Here is a 15,802-nt window from a genome sequence, read left to right as displayed (position 1 = left end):
CCAACCCCGGTGACACCACTCTCGGATCATCAAAAAACAGAGCGTCACAATCATGCCGGGACCGGCAGGCCAGCACACCCACATCCTGCACCAGAAAGGGGCTACGAAAAAGGTAACGAGCGTCTGAGCTGGGCGGCGGGCTTTCGCGTAGGAGCGCATCGCGGCGCATCGGGAACTGGAGGTCGCCCAGCGACCGGAGGTTTCCTAATGCGTCGTGTCTAAGCGACGGCGAAAGGCTGCCGCACAGCGGCATCAACCACGGACCCAGGTCCGCGGAGCTAGCGCTCGCGCTGGGGGTCTCCGGCTACGGTCTTGGCGGCTTCGACTTCGAGCATGAGCTTGCCATCTTCCTCCACGAGCCGCGGCTGGTACACGTGGGCCTTGCGCTTGTAGCTCAGGTAGGCGATGCAGCCGTTGGCCGCGGCCATCTTTTCGAGCATGATCTCCGAACCGGGCACCAGGAGCTGGCCGAGGGTGAGGCCTGCGGTGTTCTCCACGCCCACTTCGTCGCCCAGCGCTGTGGTGTCCCGGTCGGCGATGACCTTGGAAGCGTTCACCCATCGGCCCCACACACCTTTGCTTTCCAGGAGCGTGGGCTGCTGGTTCATCGGCACGGTTGCCGCGAAGTAGCGGGTGTCGAACCGGCGGTGCGCGAAGTCCGGGCTGCGCCAGTTCACCAGGGGTTTGAGCAGGTCGGTCCGCACCGAGAGCCCGCGTTTGGCCAGGACCTCAGTGAAGGACTTCTCCTGGTTGGCCACCAGTTCGCGGGCCCGCATCCATTCCGGCGTGGACGTGCCCTCCACGGTGCTGGAAAGGTCCGGGCCCGCCAGGAGCACCCCGGTTTCCTCAAACAGTTCCCGGATGGCGCCCACCACGTGCCGCCGCGCCAGCCCGACGTCGTCCGTCCCCATCTGCTCGGCCCAATGCTGGGGCGAGGGGCCCAGCCAGCCCAGCGCGTCGTCGTCGGACGCGTCCAGGGAACCTCCCGGGAAGGCGAGGACCCCCAGCGGCGAGGAACCCGGACGGTATCCGAGCCAGGTCTCCAGGCCGGTGGGGGAATCGCGCAGCAGGACGACGGACGAGGCGAGGCGGGCAGCGCGGGGCGTCCGCTCGCCGTGGTCGAGCCAGCTTTGTGCCGCCCCTTCAAGATCGGGGGGAAGGACAAACAGGCGTCGGGCGAGGTGAGGCAAAGAGGTGACCGGTCCTTAGCTGAATTCAGCGATCAGTTCGACTTCTACGGGAGAGTCGAGCGGCAGGACTGAAACCCCGACGGCGGAGCGGGCGTGCTGGCCCGCGTCACCCAGGACGCGTCCCAGCAGGTCAGAAGCACCGTTGATGACACCCGGCTGGCCGGTGAAGGACGGGTCCGAGGCCACGAAGCCCACAACCTTCACGATCCGTGTGATGCGGTCAAGGTCGCCGATGACGCTCTTGACGGCAGCCAGGGCGTTGACTGCGCAGACGGCTGCGAACCGCTGGGCGTCCTCCGGGGACACCTTGGGCTCGTCTGCGTAGCCTTCGGTGCCGGTGGACACTTTGCCCGTAGCTTCGAGTTTGCCGTTAATAAACGGCAGCTGGCCGGAGGTGTAAACGTGGTTGCCGGAGATGATGGCCGGCACGTAGCTGGCCACGGGGGCGGCCACTTCGGGAAGGGTCAGTCCGAGCTCGGCGAGGCGCTGCTCAACGGCTGAAATCGGCGCGGTTTCCGCGCCGGACGTGGTGTCTGCGGGGGTGCTCACGGTTACTGCTTCTCCCTCTTGAGGTAGGCAACAAGTCCGTTGCCGTCCGGTCCGGTGACAACCTGGACAAGCTCCCAGCCGTCCTCTCCCCACTGGTCCAGGATCTGCTTGGTGGCGTGAATAATGAGCGGAATCGTCGCGTACTCCCATTTGGTCATGAGAGAAAGACTAGTCCTTGCCGGTAAAGTGGAAAACATGGTGACTCGTAAGAACCCCATTTTCGACACAGCCACTACCCTCGGAAAGATTTTAGGTTTCCTTGGCGTGAGCGCTATTTGCGGTGTCCTGGTTGCTGGCCTGCTGGTCCCCGCTGCCGCCGTCTCGGGCAGCGCGGCAAGCGGTTCGATCGAGTTCTTCGACACCCTCCCGGCGGAGCTGAAGGTGGACCCGCCCAGCCAGTCGACAAAGATCCTGGCCGCGGACGGCAGCCTCATCGCCAACCTGTATGAAGAGAACCGGACCAAGGTCTCCCTGGACCAGATCTCCCCCTTCATGAAGGAAGCTGTCATCGCCGTTGAGGACAGCCGGTTCTACGACCACGGCGGCGTGGACACCACCGGTATCCTCCGGGCCCTGGTAAGCACAGCCCGCGGCAACAAGCAGGGTGCCTCCACCATCACCCAGCAGTACGTCAACAACGTCCTCAACGCCAACCTCGCCGCCGAGGGCAACGAGGACCAGATCAAACTCAACGGCGTGAACAAGGGCGTGGGCGACAAGCTCCGCGAAATGAAGCTCGCTATCGCCCTGGAGAAGGAATTCACCAAGGAGCAGATCCTTGAGGGCTACCTCAACATCGTGTTCTTCAACCGCGACGCCTACGGCATTGAAGCCGCATCGAAGCTTTTCTTCAGTACCACTGCCAAGGACCTGACGCTTCCGCAGGCCGCCCTCCTCGCCGGCCTCGTCAACAGCCCTTCTGCTTTTGACCCCATCAGCAACCCCGAGAACTCCAAGCAGCGCCGCGACCTGGTCCTGGGCCTGATGCTGAGCCAGCACAAAATTACCCAGGCAGAGCATGACGCCGCCGTTGCCACCCCGGTGGAACCGAAGGTCACACCAGCACGCCAGGGTTGCGCCTATGCCTCCACGGCGCCGTACTTCTGTGACTACGTGCTGCACCTGTTGCTGAACAACCCCGCCTACGGTGCGGACGCCCAGGAGCGCATCAACAATGTCTTCCGCGGCGGCCTGACCATCACCACCACCCTTGATCCCAACGCCCAGATCGTGGCCCAGGCTGAGTCCGATGCGGCGGCCGGCGCCAACCCGGACAAGTGGGGCTCTGCCATCGTCTCGGTGCAGCCGAACACGGGCAAGATCATCAACATGGCCCAGAACACCTCGTTCCTGCCCGCGGACGGCAAGTTCGACTCCCAGGTCAACTTCAACGTGGACAAGCTGGACAAGGACGGCAACGACCTCAACGGCATGGGCGGGTTCCAGCCCGGTTCCACCATGAAACCGTTCACGTTCGCGGAATGGCTCAATGAGGGCAAGTCCATGAACACGAACATCAACGCGGCCACGCGGAAGTATCCGCAGAACTTCCCCTGGAAGAACACCTGCCCGGACCCCACTGTCGGCTGGTATGACGCCAGGGTTCCAGGCAGCTTTGACCTGCAGAACTCGGACGAGGGCTACTACCGGAGCATGACGGTCCTGTACGGCCTGATGAACTCCATCAACACGGCCACGTTCGCCTCCGCGGCCCAGGTTGACCTCTGCGGCATCCAGAAGATCGTCGACGCCGTGGGCATCCACGGCGGCCTGCCCACGGCTGAAGATCCCAACCCGCAGGTCAAGATGACCACCCTGGGCAACCTGATTGGTTCCACCCAGACGGCCCCGCTGACCATGGCCTCCGCGTTTGCCACGTTCGCCAACGACGGCAAGTACTGCGAGCCCATCGCCATCACCTCCGTGACGGACCAGACCGGCGCCCAGCTTCCCGCACAGTCCTCCAACTGCAAGGACGCCGTCAAACCCGAGGTGGCCCGAGGCGTTGCCTACGCCATGCAGGAAGTCCTGAACGCAGGCTCCGGTTCCCTGATCGTGCCCCGCCTGTCAACCAAGACAAACTTCCCGGTGGCTGCCAAGACCGGCACCAACGACACCAACGGCTCCACCTGGGTGGTGGGCTACACCACCGGCCTGGCCACGGCCGCCTGGTTCGGCGACCCGCTGGGTGACCAGCTCCGCCCGGGCCGGAACCTGACGGTAAACGGCAAGTTCTACCAGGCCATCGACGGCTACATGATCGCCGGGCCCATGTTCTCCAAGTACATGGCCCAGGTCGCCCCGGCCTACGGCACCGCCCCGTTCACGGCCCCGCCCACCAACATGGTGAACGGCACACCGGCCAAGACGACGCCCACTTCGCCGGCCACGGCGGCCCCCGCACCGCAGCCGTCCAGCCAGCCGTCCACCGACCCTGCACCCGGCAACAGCGATAAGAAGGGCTAGCTACCGATGGCAGTCAGCCCTGCAGTGGCCAGCCGCGTCCGGAACATCGGGCGCGGCTTCGCCGTCACCGCTGCCGCCGGAGCGGCGGCCGGACTTGCCGCCGTCGGATACGGTTTGTGGGAGAAGAACCAGTTTGTCCTGCGCGAGGAAACCCTGCCCATCCTCCCTCCCGGACAGCGGCCGTTCACCATCCTGCACCTGAGCGACATCCACTTCGTTCCCGGCCAGGACACCAAGGCGGCGTGGCTGCAGTCCCTGGCCTCGCTGAAGCCGGACCTCGTGGTCAACACCGGCGATAACCTCAGCCACGTCAAGGCCGTTGAGCCGCTGCTGGCGGCGCTCCGGCCGCTGCTGGAATTTCCCGGCGTTTTTGTCCCCGGCTCCAACGACTACTACGGACCCAGCTTCAAGAACCCGGCAACGTACCTGCTGGGCCCGTCCAAACTGAAGCGTGAAGCCACCGAACTGGACTGGCCGCGGCTGCGTGCCGGCTTCGGCATGGGCGGCTGGGTGGACCTGACCAACCGCAACCAGTCAGTGGTCCTGCGGGGGATGCGGTTCGACTTCTCCGGCGTGGACGATCCGCACCTGAACCGTGAACGCTACGCCGGCTGGCCCCGCGGAACCAAGGGCCAGGACGAGAACCCGCACCTCCGCGTGGCCGTCATCCACGCCCCCTACCAGCGGGTCCTGGACCACTTCACCGAAGACGGCGCAGACCTGCTCCTCGCCGGACATACCCACGGCGGACAGCTCTGCATCCCCGGCTACGGGGCCCTGATTTCCAACTGCGACCTCCCAACATGGCGGGCCAAGGGCCTCAACAACTGGGAGAGCAACGGATCCACGACGCCGGTGAACGTCTCCGGCGGCATCGGCACCTCCCGCTTCGCCCCGGTCCGGATCGCCTGCAAGCCCGAGGCTGTCCTGCTGACGCTCACCGCCAGGGAATAGCTTCTCCGGCCCCTCCTGCTCATTGCGGATCGCGATAACTGGACAATCACGCCCGGCGCCGCGGAATGCTGTGAATCGAATCACCCCATGGCATAAGGTAGTTGCTACGGGAAACTACATTCGTTTTAGAGCTTGAGAAGCGGGCATGGCCAAGCAGACTTCATTTTTCAGATCCATCAGCCGTCTTTATCCTCACGTCAGGCCGATCATCCCCCGGCTTATCATGGGGCTCCTCTGTGCACTTTTTGCCAGCGTCGTTGCACTGACCATCCCCCAGGTGCTCCGGGTCCTGATCAATGACTCGCTCCAGGCCGGCGGCGCCACGGACTCCGTCTGGATTGCCGCCGTCGTCATCCTGATCTTGGGCATCGCCGAGGCGGTGCTCGTGGCCCTCCGCCGGCAGTTTGTCATCAACCCGGCCACCACCGTGGAAACCCGGATGCGCGTCTCCCTGTACGGGCACCTCCAGGACCTGACCGTGTCCTTCCACGACCGGTGGGGCTCCGGCCAGCTGCTCTCCCGCGCCATGACCGACCTGAACTTCCTGCGCCGCTGGATGGCCTTCGGCGCCATCATGCTGGTGGTCACCACCCTCACCGTGGTCATCGGCATCGCAGTCATGTTCTCGATGAGCTGGCAGCTGGCCCTGATCTTCCTCGCCGCGGCGGTACCCATCATGGCCTACGGCTTCCGGTTCCGGACCCGCTTCAGCAAGGTGGCCCGGCGCAGCCAGGACCAGGCCGGCGACCTCGCCACCACCGTGGAGGAATCGGTCCACGGCATCCGCGTCCTGAAGGCGTTCGGCCGCAGCCGCGAGGCCCTCGAGAACTTCAATGAGCAGGCGGAGGAACTCCGCCAGACAGAGATCTCCAAGGCCCGGCACCAGGCCACGTTCACCATGGTGGTCACCCTATTGCCCGAGCTCGCCCTGGGCGCAGGCCTGGTGGTGGGCGTGATGCTGTGCGCCAGCGGCCAGCTGAGCATCGGCGCCCTGGTGGCCTTCTTCGCCACCGCTGCCGTCATCGCATCGCCGGTGGAGTTCTCCGGCATGCTGCTGGCGATGGCACTCACGGCCAAGACCGCCGTCGACCGTCACTTCGAAGTCATGGACTCGGCCAACACCATCACCAGTCCCCCGGAGCCCCGCCGGCCCTCCCAGCTGCGCGGTACCTTGCGGTTCGACAACGCCACCTTCGCGTTCGAAGACGCGCCGGACAAGCCCATCCTCAAGGAGATCAGCCTGGAGGTCCTGCCGGGCGAAACCATGGCCCTGGTGGGCATCACGGGAAGCGGCAAGAGCGCGCTCATCCAGCTGGTCCCCCGGCTGTACGACGTCACTGCCGGCTCCATCACCATCGACGGCGTGGACCTGCGCGAGTTCGACGTCGAGGAGCTCCGGCGCGTGGTGGGTGTCGCTTTCGAGGACACCACCCTGTTCTCCAATTCCGTCCGGGACAACGTCCTGCTCGGCGCGCAGGACCGGACCGAGGAAGCGTTGGATGAGGCCCTGGACGTGGCCCAGGCCCACTTCGCCTATTCACTTCCCGAAGGAGTGGAAACCCTGATCGGCGAAGAAGGCCTGAGCCTGTCCGGCGGACAACGCCAGCGGATTGCCCTCGCCCGGGCCATTGCCGCCCGGCCCCGCGTCCTGGTGCTCGACGATCCGCTGTCCGCCCTGGACGTGCACACGGAGGAGCTCGTGGAAAACCGGCTCCGTGCGGTGCTGAAGGACACCACCACCCTGATCGTGGCGCACCGGCCGTCCACCGTGGCACTGGCGGACCGGGTGGCCCTGCTCGAGGACGGCCACATCACCGCCGTCGGAACCCACACGGAGCTGCTGGCGGAAAACCCGCACTACCGCTACGTCATCGCCAGCCTGGACCAGGAACCCCGGGACCTGGATTCGGAACTGTCGGAGCTCGAGGAAGCGGCCGACGCCGAGGCAAAGGAAACCATCCGATGAGCACCGCAACCTTCGGCACGGCCAACGAGGACAACGCCCACCTCAGCAAGAGCGACAGCAAAGCCGTACGACGGCGGTCGCTCGCCCTGCTCGGGTCCCTGATCCGTCCGGTGCGGCTCAGGTTCTGGCTGACCATCGCCACCGTGGTCCTGTCCCAGGCCGCGCGGGTGGCCGGGCCGGCGCTGATCGCGTTCGGGATCGACCACGCCCTTCCGGCCCTGCAGGCAGGCGACAACCTCCCGCTGGTGCTCACCGGCGTCGGCTACCTGGCCGCAGCCGTCGCCACGGCCGGGCTGACGGCGCTGTATGTCACCTCCACCGCCCGGCTGAGCCAGGCGATGCTCCTGGACCTCCGGGTGCGGGTCTTCCGGCACACGCAGCGGCTGAGCCTGGAATTCCACGAAAAGTACACCTCGGGCCGGATCATCGCCCGGCAGACCTCGGACCTGGAGGCGCTGCGCGAACTCCTCGATTCGGGCGTGAGTTCCTTGGCCTCGGGCATGCTCTTTATGGTGTTCACCGCTGCCACGGTGTTCGCGCTGGACTGGCGGAGCGGGCTGATTGTGCTGGCCGCCGGTGTGCCGATGTACTTCCTGTCGCGCTGGTACCAGAAGCATTCCCAGATCGCGTTCCGTGAATCCCGGGTGGTGTCGGCCCGGCTGATCGTGCACTTCGTGGAGACCATGACCGGGATCCGCGCCGTGAAGGCCTTCCGCAAGGAACGCGAAAACGCTGACCAGTACGGCCAGCTCTCCGAGGACTACCGGCGGGTCACCGTCCGCTCCATTAACCTGAACGGCATCTTCCAGCCCGGCCTGGTGCTGATCGGCAACATCTGCGTGGCGGCGGTCCTGCTGTTCGGCGGGTTCCGGGTCCTGGACGGAGACCTCGCCGTGGGTGTGCTCCTGGCACTCATCCTGTCCACCAAGCGCTTCTTCCAGCCGGTGGACCAGATGGCCATGTTCTACAACTCCTTCCAGAGCGCCCAGGCCGCCCTGGAAAAGGTGTCCGGCCTGCTGGAGGAGATCCCCACCGTCCGCCCGCCCAAAAACGCGGTGGCGCTGCGGGACGCCAGGGGCGCGGTCGACTTCACGGGCGTGGAGTTCCGCTATGGCGACGGCCCCGTGGTCATCCCCACCATGGACCTGCACATCCCCGCCGGCCAGACCGTGGCGCTCGTGGGCCAGACGGGTGCCGGCAAGTCCACCCTGGCCAAGCTGATCGCCCGCTTCTACGACGTCTCCGCCGGTTCACTCACCCTGGACGGCGTGGACCTCCGCAGCCTCAGCACCACGGACCTGCGCCGGAACATCGTGATGGTCACCCAGGAGGCATTCCTGTTCAGCGGCTCCGTGGCGGACAACATTGCCCTGGGCCGGCCCGAGGCCTCCCGTGAGGAGATTGAAGAAGCCGCCAAGGCCGTCGGAGCCCACGAGTTCATTACCGAACTCCCCGAAGGCTACGACACCGACGTCAACAAGCGCGGCGGCCGTGTCTCCTCCGGCCAGCGCCAGCTCATCAGCTTCGCCCGGGCGTTCCTGGCCCGCCCGGCGGTGCTGATCCTGGACGAGGCCACCTCCTCGCTGGACATCCCGTCCGAGCGGCTTGTCCAGAACGGCCTGGCGCGGCTCCTGCAGGCAACGGCCGACGCCGGCAACGCCGCAGGTGCCCCTGGTTCCGCTGCGGCAGGCGGGGGCCGCACGGCGCTGATCATCGCGCACCGGCTCTCCACCGTTGAAACCGCCGACCGCGTGCTGGTGGTCCACGACGGCCGCGTCGTGGAGGACGGCACCCCGGCGGACCTGATCGGCGGCGGCGGGCGGTTCGCCGAACTGCACGGGGCTTGGAAGGACTCCCTGGTCTGAGCCGCACCGAAAGCCCGCCGCGGTGCGCGGGCATTCCGGTGATCACGGCTGGGATAGCCTGAACACCATGGCAGACGAGATGGAAAACGGCGCAACTGAACTCCCCGCGGAGCCGTTGTCCGAGCGCGTCGCGGAGGTACTGCGCGAGAGGATCATCTCCGGCCAGCTCCCGGCCGGCGGAAAGCTCAACGAGCGGGAACTTGCCGCAGACCTGGAAGTGTCCCGCATTCCCCTGCGCGAAGCACTGCCGCTGCTGGAGGCCGAAGGCTTCATCTCCACGGAGCCGCGCCGCGGCGCCGTCGTCCATTCCTTCACCTACCGGGACGCCCAGGAGGTCTTTGACCTCCGGCTCCAGCTCGAACCCCTGGCCGCGTCATTCGCCGCGCGGCGGGTAGCCGAAGGCGCCGACCCGGCCGCCCTCCTGGAGGCCCTGGAGTCTGCCCGCACCAGTGTGACCGGGGTCCACGCATCAGGCCGCAACTCGGACCTGCACGAGGAAATCGTCAAGCTCGCGGACCACCATCTGCTCCGGCGCATGACAGGCCTGATGAACGGGCGCGTTCGCTGGCTCTTCCGCCTGACGCCGGAGCGCGACACCCCAAAGATGTGGGAGGAGCACGCCGAACTGGTGCAGGCCATCGCCGAAGGCCAGCCCGCCCTGGCCGCCGCCCTGGCCTCCGCGCACGTGGAGCGGGGCCGCCACGATTCGTTGCCGGTCCTGGCAGAGCGCCTCCCCGCCAGCGCGGACGCCTCCACACGACGCCGCCGCCGCGGACGCTGAGAGGGCAGCCTGCGGCCCGATTTCGCATCCGGACCCCGGATCGGCTATTCTTGTAAAGTTGCTTTTGCAGCGGATCGGGATGTAGCGCAGCTTGGTAGCGCGCTTCGTTCGGGACGAAGAGGTCGCAGGTTCAAATCCTGTCATCCCGACCAAACAAAGAGGGTCTCCCCCAGGGGAGGCCCTCTTTTGTGTTTCCGCATGACAGCAATTGCGGCCGCCTGTCACAAAAATCAGGACTGCAGGAGCCTCCCCATTTAAGCGGACCACAGGGCAGGTAACATTTTGGCAACGGTGACGCCGTCATCCGGGCAAAGGAATGGCCCCGGACCATAGTTCGCATGATCCGGGGCCTCGCCTCCTTTGGTGAGGAGTGATTACATCGGGTCTGGCCAGTTGCCAACGTACGTGGTGTAAGTGGTGTCACTGTCCTTGGTGTCCTTGACTTTCTTGGACATGGGATCGGGCCAGTTACCTACGGCTACAGATACACCGGTGGTATCAGCGATGGAACCTGCAGACAGGACGGCCGGAGCCGCCGCAGAAAACGCCAGGGCCCCAGCCAGAACGGCTGCGGCTGCAATCTTCTTCAACATATAAGTTCCTCAATACGAGTCGGATTCGTTACAAAGTCAGCACTGTCCTTGTTGACATACATTGTAAAATGTTTTCCACAGGGACTGTCAAGCATTGAGTACAAAGACTGTCCGGAATTAGGAGGAAATCCCGTGGGCAACGGATTCGGGGAGAAGCTCCGGGCGGAGCGTCTCGAACGTGGGCTGACACAGGCTGAACTGGGCAAGGACCTGTATTCCCCCAGCTATATCTCCCTCCTTGAGACCGGCCGGAGGGAACCCACGGCCGAAGTCATCGAGGAGCTGGCCCGCAGGCTGGAACTGGCGCCCAAGGCGCTGGAAGCCTGGAGCCAACCCATCTCGGTCAGCGACGCCGAGTACGTCCTCGCCGGACTCTACGCACGCCAGGCCTGGGACCTTCGGGATTACCCGCTCGCCGCCACACATGCTGCCACGGCCGCGCAGATAGCCCTTGAAGGCAAAAACACCAGCGCCTGGTGGAACATGACTTATATGCAGGCCGAGTGCCTGATCAAGCAGGGCAACTGGCAGGAATGCCAGAAGATCATGCAGCACTTGCTGGAGCACCCCATGGCCACCGAGTCCGTCGGCCTGGGCGTGCGCGCCCGCCAGATGCTCGCCGGCATCTGCCAGGGACAGGGCCAGCTGAGCACCGCCGTGGATCACGCGATGGAGGCCGTGAAGCTCTGCGCCAAGCTGCCCAAGGGATCCACGCTGATTATCGGCGCCCACCGGGCCCTGATCGGAGCCCTGGCGGAGAGCGGACGGCTGGACGAGGCCTGGAAGTTCTGCCAGGACATGAACGACCAGGTGGACGAGCACTCGATGTCCCAGCTCGCGGGTGAGGTGGCATGGGTGATCGGCAACGTGGCGTTTATGCGGCATGACTACGCAGAGGGCATCAAGTACCACGAACGCGCGGCCAGGATGCTCTCCCCCGCCAACGACATCGAGCTCTGGGCGCGGTTCAACAAGGCTTCCGCCGCGGTGCGCCTGTCCTCGGGGATCGTTGAGCCGGAAACGCTTTCCTCCATTGAACGTGCCGAACTGGCACTGTCCATCGTGGGCGGCAACAAAACGGACCAGCTGGAAGTCGCCTTCATCCGCGCCCGCTGGCTCTACCTCACTGGCGACATCGTGGCCGCCATCAGTAAGCTCCAGGAGATCCACGCAGAATCAGACGCGCTGGCCAAGCACACCGCAGGCGAGGTTTCCCTGCTCCTGGGCAAGTCGCTGAAGGCAGCCGGCGAGTCCGAGGAAGCCCTGGTCTACCTGGAGGAAGCGCAGAAGGCATTCAGCGCGGCCGGCGCCTCGGACCGCGTCCAGCAGGCACTCGATGCGGTGCTGGAGATCAGGTTGGCGCAGCAGCGGGCCGCCAAAGCCAGCAAGGCCCAGGCCAGCTAGCCAAAGGCCCGTTAAACAGCAGCGGGCCCGGCCGGGAGCCGGGCCCACCACTAAGTGCTAGGCGAAGGTCAGGCCAGTGAGCTTCTCATAGGCCTCGACGTAGCGGCTGCGCGTCCGGTCGACAACGTCGGCCGGCAGCGCGGGCGGCGGCATGTCCGAGGCGCGGTCCCAGCCCGATTCGGCCGACGTGAGCCAATCCCGGACGTACTGCTTGTCGTAGGATGGCTGCGCCTGGCCGGGCTGGTACGTGGCCGCATCCCAGAAACGGGACGAATCCGGGGTGAGGACCTCGTCACCGAGGACGATGCCTCCGGACACGACGTCGTAGCCGAACTCCACCTTCGTGTCAGCCAGGATGATGCCGCGTTCGCGGGCGATCTTCTCCGCGGCGGTGTAGATCTTCAGGGTCAGCTCGCTCAGCCGGCCCGCGATGTCGTCGCCCACCATGCCCACAACGGCGTCGTAGGTGATGTTCTCGTCGTGTTCGCCCACCTCGGCTTTGGCCGACGGCGTGAAGATGGCGTGCTCCAGGCGCGAGCCGTCCACCAGGCCCTCCGGCAGCGGGATGGCGCACACCGTGCCGGACGCCTTGTACTCGAGCAGCCCGGACCCGGTGAGGTAGCCGCGGGCGATGCATTCCACCGGGAACATATCCAGCTTCTTGCAGATCATGGCGCGGCCCTCCACCGCAGCGGGAACCCCGCCTTCCACGGTGGACGCCAGGACGTGGTGCTCCACGCCCAGCTGGCCGAACCACCACAGGCTGAGCTGGGTGAGGATGCGGCCCTTGTCCGGGATCTCGCTGGTCAGGACGTGGTCGTAGGCGCTGATGCGGTCGCTGGCCACCACCAGGACGCAGTCCTGGCCCACCTGTTCGCGGATGGACTCGTCGGCGGGCTCGTACAGGTCACGAACCTTGCCGGAGTACACGTGCGTCCAGCCCGGCAGATCCAGGGTGGCCGTGCTCAGGCCGCGCTTCTGGTCCGCTTCCTGCGGTGAATTCTCGGTCATGCTATGCCTTCGCCTTCGTCACGGGCAGGGATCCGGTGGCGCTGGAGGACACCTTGATCTCGCCGCGGGCGGCCTTGCGGCCGATGTCGGTCCGGAACTGGGAGCCTTCCAGCTGAACCAGCTCCACGCCGTCGTACGCCCTCTCGCGGGCCTCCACGAGGTCGCTGCCGAGGGCAACCACGGCGAGCACGCGGCCGCCAGCGGAGACCACCTTGCCTTCGTCGTCGAACGTGGTGCCGGCGTGGATCACGTGTACGCCGTCGAGCTCGTCCACCTTCTTCAGTCCCCGGATGCGGTCGCCGGTGCGGGGCGTGTCCGGGTAGTTCTCGGAGGCCACGACGACGGCGACAGCGGTGTCCTTGGACCAGCGCAGCTCTTCCGCCTTGTCCAGTTCGCCCTTGGCGGCTGCCAGGAGCAGCGCGCCGAGGGGGGTCTTGAGCCGGGCCAGGACGGCCTGGGTTTCGGGATCGCCGAAGCGGACGTTGAATTCGATGACGCGGGTTCCGCGGGACGTCAGGGCCAGGCCCACAAACAGCACACCCACAAACGGGGTGCCGCGGTGCGCCATCTCGTTGACCGTGGGCTGGGCCACGCGGTCGATGACTTCCTGCACCAGGCCTTCGGGTGCCCACTCCAGCGGGGTGTACGCGCCCATGCCGCCGGTGTTGGGGCCTTCGTCGTTGTCGAAGATGCGCTTGAAGTCCTGCGCCGGGGACAGCGCCACCGTGTTGCGGCCGTCGCACAGGACAAAGAGGGAAACCTCGGGGCCGTCAAGGAATTCCTCGATCACCACGGTGCCGCCTGCGTCGAAGCAGGTCTGGGCATGCGCGAGGGCTTCGTCGCGGTTCTTGGTGACCACCACGCCCTTGCCGGCGGCGAGGCCGTCGTCCTTCACCACGTAGGGTGCCCCGAAGGTGTCCAGGGCGGACGCTGCTTCCTCGGCGTTGGTGGCCACCATGGCCATGGCAGTGGGCACGCCGGCCTCAGCCATGATCTCCTTGGCGAACGCCTTGGAGGCCTCCAGCTGGGCTGCGGCCTTGCTGGGACCGAACACCGGAATACCGGCTTCCCGGACGGCGTCAGACACGCCGGCGGCGAGGGGCGCTTCGGGGCCCACCACCACCAGGTCGACGGCCAGCTTGATTGCCAGCGCCGCGACCGCGTCTGGATCATTGCCGTTGATGTTGTGGGTGGGGACCAGCTTGCTGATGCCGGCATTGCCGGGAGCTGCGTGGACCTCGGACACGTTGGGGTCGGCGAGCAGGGAGCGGACAATGGCGTGTTCGCGGCCTCCGGGGCCGATGACGAGTACCTTCACAGTCTCCAAGGGTACTTTGTGAACCCGGCTGGCTCCTAAGCTGTCTCGGCCCCCGGCCGGCCCCGGAACAATCCCCCCGGCCGTCCGCTACGAACCAATGGCATGAAGAAGCTGATGAAGTGGCTCAAGGGTCCAACCGCCATGGCCGCGCTGGCCGGTGTGGTGGCGGCCGCCGTCGTGCTTGCCGTCGCAGAACTGATCGGTGCGTTCTTTACGGCGCGGGCCACCCCGGTGATTGCCCTGGGGTCCACGTTCATCGACTTCACGCCGCCGTGGATGAAGGACTTTGCCATCGCCACGTTCGGCACCAATGACAAGGCCGCGCTGTTTGTAGGGATGGGCCTGACCATCTCCCTGCTCGCCTGCGTGCTGGGTGTGGTGGCCTTCCGCAGATGGGCCCTCGGCGTGGCCGGGGTGCTGCTGATGGGGACGGTGATCGTGGCCAGCGTGGTCACACGGGCAAGCGTCAAGCCCCTGGACGCCATTCCCACCGTCCTCGGAACGCTGGCCGGGCTGGTGGTGCTGCGCCTCCTGATAGCTCCGCTGTGGCGGACCAGGGCCTGGCCCGATGCCCCGGCAGACACCGCGGCGAAGGAACCTGAGCGTCCCGCGACCAGCCGCCGCAGGTTCTTCGCCGCGGCGGGCATCACTGCGGCGGCCGCAGGAATCGCAGCCACCGGCGGCCGTCTCCTCAGCGTCGCCCGCAGCAACATCGCGCAGGCCCGCGGATCCCTCACGCTGCCCTCGCCGGTCAAGGCTGCCGCGGCCGTGCCTGGCGGCGTCCAGTCACCCGTGGCCGGCGTGACCCCTTGGGTCACCCCCAACGGCGACTTCTACCGGATTGACACCGCCCTCAGCGTTCCGGAACTCAACGCCGACGACTGGGAACTCCGGGTCCATGGCCTGGTCGAGGAAGAAGTCCGACTCACGTTCCAGGACCTGCTCGACGCCGACCTGATCGAATCGCACGTCACGCTCACCTGCGTCTCCAATCCCGTGGGCGGAAACCTCGCCGGCAACGCCAAATGGCTGGGGCTGCCCATGCGCGAGGTCCTCAAGCGGGCGCGCCCCAAGGAAGGCGCGGACATGGTGCTGTCCACCTCGATCGACGGCTTCAGTGCCTCCACGCCGCTGGAGGTACTCCAAGACGACCGCGACGCGATGCTGGCGATCGGCATGAACGGTGAGCCGCTGCCGCTGGAGCACGGCTATCCGGTGCGCATGGTGGTCCCGGGCCTGTACGGATTCGTCTCCGCCACCAAGTGGGTGGTGGACCTCGAGGTCACGCGTTTTGCTGACAGCAAGGCCTACTGGACCCAGCGCGGCTGGTCCGAGCGCGGCCCCATCAAGACTATGGCCCGGGTTGAGGTCCCCAAGTCGTTCGCCAAGGTTCCCGCCGGCCGGACGGCCATCGGAGGCACCGCCTGGGCACAGACCCGCGGCATCACCAAGGTGGAGGTCCAGATCGACAACGCGGACTGGGCCGAGGCCACGCTTTCCGCGGAGGCTTCCGTCATCACGTGGCGGCAGTGGTCCTTCGAATGGGACGCCACGCCCGGCCCGCACTACATCAAAGTCCGCGCCACTGACGGCAACGGCGAGGTCCAGACGGACCAGCGCGCCGAGCCTGTACCCGACGGCGCGTCCGGCTGGCAGTCGGTCATGGTCACCGTGGAGTAGCCCGGCAATCCCCTGCCCGGCCCCT

13 protein-coding genes and 1 tRNA gene are annotated in these 15,802 nt (G+C 66.3%); 8 read left to right on the top strand and 6 right to left on the bottom strand.

Translation table 11 applies throughout. The annotated features are described in order from the left end of the window. Window positions 1-278: 278 nt before the first annotated feature. Genes ABV518_RS10800 through ABV518_RS10790 form a run of 3 tightly spaced genes read right to left on the bottom strand, consistent with a single transcriptional unit; the run spans window position 279 to window position 1,897 of the window. Window positions 279-1,190 carry an NUDIX hydrolase gene (locus ABV518_RS10800; protein ID WP_367767060.1) on the bottom strand — a complete coding sequence of 304 codons (912 nt, stop codon included), beginning with the start codon at window positions 1,188-1,190 and terminating at the stop codon, window positions 279-281. A gap of 15 nt (window positions 1,191-1,205) precedes the next feature. Next, entirely contained in the window at window positions 1,206-1,739 is a 534-nt protein-coding gene (locus tag ABV518_RS10795) for a RidA family protein (protein WP_367767057.1), read from the bottom strand. Between the two features lie 2 nt (window positions 1,740-1,741). Next, window positions 1,742-1,897 (bottom strand): DUF4177 domain-containing protein, encoded by a 156-nt coding sequence (locus ABV518_RS10790; protein WP_011693223.1) that lies wholly within the window; start codon window positions 1,895-1,897, stop codon window positions 1,742-1,744. Between the two features lie 37 nt (window positions 1,898-1,934). Between ABV518_RS10790 and ABV518_RS10785 the strand changes: the two genes are divergently transcribed. From ABV518_RS10785 to ABV518_RS10760, 6 genes are all read left to right on the top strand, one after another. After that, a complete protein-coding gene (locus tag ABV518_RS10785) occupies window positions 1,935-4,205 on the top strand; it encodes a transglycosylase domain-containing protein (protein ID WP_367767055.1) in 2,271 nt (756 codons plus the stop codon). Between the two features lie 6 nt (window positions 4,206-4,211). Beyond that, window positions 4,212-5,159 (top strand): metallophosphoesterase, encoded by a 948-nt coding sequence (locus ABV518_RS10780; protein ID WP_367767053.1) that lies wholly within the window; start codon window positions 4,212-4,214, stop codon window positions 5,157-5,159. A gap of 145 nt (window positions 5,160-5,304) precedes the next feature. Continuing rightward, window positions 5,305-7,125 carry an ABC transporter ATP-binding protein gene (locus ABV518_RS10775; protein WP_367767052.1) on the top strand — a complete coding sequence of 607 codons (1,821 nt, stop codon included), beginning with the start codon at window positions 5,305-5,307 and terminating at the stop codon, window positions 7,123-7,125. Further along, window positions 7,122-8,990: an ABC transporter ATP-binding protein gene (locus ABV518_RS10770; RefSeq protein WP_367767050.1), complete on the top strand. Its 1,869-nt coding sequence runs from the start codon at window positions 7,122-7,124 to the stop codon at window positions 8,988-8,990. The genes ABV518_RS10775 and ABV518_RS10770 overlap by 4 nt, the downstream gene beginning before the upstream one ends. A 67-nt stretch (window positions 8,991-9,057) precedes the next feature. Then, window positions 9,058-9,771 (top strand): GntR family transcriptional regulator, encoded by a 714-nt coding sequence (locus tag ABV518_RS10765; protein WP_367767049.1) that lies wholly within the window; start codon window positions 9,058-9,060, stop codon window positions 9,769-9,771. 75 nt (window positions 9,772-9,846) lie between these two features. After that, window positions 9,847-9,923 (top strand) — tRNA-Pro (locus tag ABV518_RS10760). 222 nt (window positions 9,924-10,145) lie between these two features. Here ABV518_RS10760 and ABV518_RS10755 read toward each other — a convergent pair. After that, a complete protein-coding gene (locus ABV518_RS10755) occupies window positions 10,146-10,364 on the bottom strand; it encodes a hypothetical protein (RefSeq protein WP_131135050.1) in 219 nt (72 codons plus the stop codon). Between the two features lie 132 nt (window positions 10,365-10,496). Here ABV518_RS10755 and ABV518_RS10750 point away from each other — a divergent pair, with 132 nt between their 5' ends. Next, window positions 10,497-11,768 carry a helix-turn-helix domain-containing protein gene (locus tag ABV518_RS10750; protein ID WP_367767046.1) on the top strand — a complete coding sequence of 424 codons (1,272 nt, stop codon included), beginning with the start codon at window positions 10,497-10,499 and terminating at the stop codon, window positions 11,766-11,768. 57 nt (window positions 11,769-11,825) lie between these two features. Here the strand turns inward: ABV518_RS10750 and ABV518_RS10745 are convergent, their stop codons facing one another. Next, complete coding sequence (locus tag ABV518_RS10745; protein ID WP_367767044.1) at window positions 11,826-12,779, bottom strand: phosphoribosylaminoimidazolesuccinocarboxamide synthase; 954 nt, start codon at window positions 12,777-12,779, stop codon at window positions 11,826-11,828. Window position 12,780: 1 nt separating this feature from the next. Next, entirely contained in the window at window positions 12,781-14,097 is a 1,317-nt protein-coding gene (purD, locus tag ABV518_RS10740; protein ID WP_367767074.1) for a phosphoribosylamine--glycine ligase, read from the bottom strand. Between the two features lie 102 nt (window positions 14,098-14,199). On the opposite strand from purD, the gene ABV518_RS10735 reads away from it, so the two are divergent. Beyond that, complete coding sequence (locus ABV518_RS10735; RefSeq protein WP_367767043.1) at window positions 14,200-15,777, top strand: molybdopterin-dependent oxidoreductase; 1,578 nt, start codon at window positions 14,200-14,202, stop codon at window positions 15,775-15,777. Window positions 15,778-15,802: the final 25 nt, after the last annotated feature.

The sequence above is a fragment of the Arthrobacter sp. HS15c genome (assembly GCF_040812005.1).
Taxonomy (GTDB): Bacteria; Actinomycetota; Actinomycetes; order Actinomycetales; family Micrococcaceae; genus Arthrobacter.
The sequence above is the reverse complement of the archived record's forward strand: the minus strand, read 5'-3'. Positions and strand labels throughout refer to the sequence as shown.

Bases quoted from the DNA above. Each gene is read 5' to 3' on its own strand.
- ABV518_RS10745 (WP_367767044.1), bottom strand. From the start codon at position 12,779: ATGACCGAGAATTCACCGCAGGAAGCGGACCAGAAGCGCGGCCTGAGC.
- ABV518_RS10790 (WP_011693223.1), bottom strand. From the start codon at position 1,897: ATGACCAAATGGGAGTACGCGACGATTCCGCTCATTATTCACGCCACC.
- ABV518_RS10775 (WP_367767052.1), top strand. From the start codon at position 5,305: ATGGCCAAGCAGACTTCATTTTTCAGATCCATCAGCCGTCTTTATCCT.
- ABV518_RS10735 (WP_367767043.1), top strand. From the start codon at position 14,200: ATGAAGAAGCTGATGAAGTGGCTCAAGGGTCCAACCGCCATGGCCGCG.
- ABV518_RS10785 (WP_367767055.1), top strand. From the start codon at position 1,935: ATGGTGACTCGTAAGAACCCCATTTTCGACACAGCCACTACCCTCGGA.
- ABV518_RS10780 (WP_367767053.1), top strand. From the start codon at position 4,212: ATGGCAGTCAGCCCTGCAGTGGCCAGCCGCGTCCGGAACATCGGGCGC.
- ABV518_RS10770 (WP_367767050.1), top strand. From the start codon at position 7,122: ATGAGCACCGCAACCTTCGGCACGGCCAACGAGGACAACGCCCACCTC.
- ABV518_RS10755 (WP_131135050.1), bottom strand. From the start codon at position 10,364: ATGTTGAAGAAGATTGCAGCCGCAGCCGTTCTGGCTGGGGCCCTGGCG.
- ABV518_RS10765 (WP_367767049.1), top strand. From the start codon at position 9,058: ATGGCAGACGAGATGGAAAACGGCGCAACTGAACTCCCCGCGGAGCCG.